This window comes from Prevotella pectinovora (assembly GCF_000834015.1).
GTDB classification, from domain to species: Bacteria; Bacteroidota; Bacteroidia; order Bacteroidales; family Bacteroidaceae; genus Prevotella; species Prevotella pectinovora.
Window position 1 is genome coordinate 1 of record NZ_JXQI01000017.1, and the last position, 1385, is coordinate 1385.

The following is a 1385-nucleotide window of genomic DNA, read 5'->3' on the forward strand; positions in this document are numbered from 1 at the left end:
CCGTCTACGCTTCACTCCGCTATTGTCTTCCAGCAAATTTCCTGCATTTTCTGCATCAAAATGTTTGCAAAACTCGTCTATAATACAAAATAATTCTGTAACTTTGTAATCGGTAGTCATATTAAATGTTTTTGTAACTATTTGATTTTCACCTATAAAGGTACAAAATATTTATGAGACTACCAACTTTTTATGAACAAAATCTTATCCCGAACTGGGGTAAAGAGTAACAAATAAGACGTGGAAAAAAAATGAAACAGATTACCAAAGACACTCTTCTCGACGTTATCAAAACTTATGTCGAGAGCAAAGAATCAAACAAGAAGCCAATGCTTATTTGGTTTCAGTCAAACGACGACATAGACAATGCTCGTCGTGCAATACGTGAGATAAAGGGATGTTGTGAAGCAAATCAACATCCTCTCTATGGACATGAACACTTCATCGACAATGAGGGAAAAGTTAAGAAGATTGCTGATCATCCAGAGTTGACTACAAAGTTTATCTACCCTGGTAGATATGATGAGAATGTACGATTCTTCATGTATCACAGATATGTGGAGCAACTGCTTGATGACCATATAGAGTATGTAAAAGAGTTGGCAGAGAAAACTCAGAAGCCCCTTGTCATGCTCATAAATGATTATTCAAAGGAGGAGAATCCAATGTTTGACGCAAGTCCATTTGAAGAATACTTATTATAACTATGCGTTATCCATGAAAATTTATACGATATGGAACAGATTAAATTATTTCGCAGTAAGACAATTCTGCCGGATGCATTAGAGACACAGGTCAACAACTTCCTTAGCGAAAACGAAGCTAAGATTTCAGTCAAAGACATTCAGTACAATACTGTTATAACAGCAAAAGAAAACTCTGACCAACTCGTTTGGTCAGCAATGGTGAGATACGAAGTCTTGTGATTGTCATAAAAGTCCGACACCACATTTAGATTTTACCGACACTCTTTTATCTTCATAAGTCTGGAAAAACGTGTATCTTTACCCCAATTCGGGATAAGATAGCGATTAGTTGCATGTTAAGAGAGATACATGAATTCTCTTCCCATGCCATCAGACATGGGCTATATATAAAGAATCGAAAGAGATTATTCTGTCTTTAGAACAATGTAAGTTGCTTCGTGTCTTCGATGCAGTATCCTTGCAATGCCTTTGGCTTGTTATCAAAGAAACAATATGCTCCCAAGGCAGAAATAAGGTTCATGATAAAGTTGCTTACAGATCTATGGCGTGAGTGTACAATCTGTGCCGTATTCTTCAGCATGTCGTTAATGGTTTCGATAATGTATCTCTTGCGCAGCATCATTCTGTCATAGAACGGCATCAGCTTGTTTTTCATGTTTACGCGCAACCCTGTCAATA

The 1385-nt window shown here is 37.0% G+C and carries 3 protein-coding genes and 1 pseudogene; 2 read left to right on the plus strand and 2 right to left on the minus strand.

The annotated features are described in order from the left end of the window. Window positions 1-120: pseudogene (locus tag ST42_RS14460) on the minus strand (IS982 family transposase); the annotation flags it as partial. Window positions 121-251: 131 nt separating this feature from the next. Here ST42_RS14460 and ST42_RS01750 point away from each other — a divergent pair. Both ST42_RS01750 and ST42_RS01755 read left to right on the plus strand, forming a co-directional pair. Next, window positions 252-704 (plus strand): hypothetical protein, encoded by a 453-nt coding sequence (locus ST42_RS01750; RefSeq protein ID WP_042519756.1) that lies wholly within the window; start codon window positions 252-254, stop codon window positions 702-704. Window positions 705-734: 30 nt separating this feature from the next. After that, complete coding sequence (locus ST42_RS01755; RefSeq protein WP_042519755.1) at window positions 735-926, plus strand: hypothetical protein; 192 nt, start codon at window positions 735-737, stop codon at window positions 924-926. A gap of 196 nt (window positions 927-1122) precedes the next feature. Here ST42_RS01755 and ST42_RS01760 read toward each other — a convergent pair. Further along, window positions 1123-1385, minus strand: a 263-nt coding sequence (locus tag ST42_RS01760) for a transposase (RefSeq protein WP_231556864.1), incomplete at its 5' end; no start/stop codon positions are given.

What these genes read in the sequence shown, in the direction of transcription:
- ST42_RS01750 (WP_042519756.1), top strand. Translation starts at nt 252, where the DNA reads ATGAAACAGATTACCAAAGACACTCTTCTCGACGTTATCAAAACTTAT.
- ST42_RS01755 (WP_042519755.1), top strand. Translation starts at nt 735, where the DNA reads ATGGAACAGATTAAATTATTTCGCAGTAAGACAATTCTGCCGGATGCA.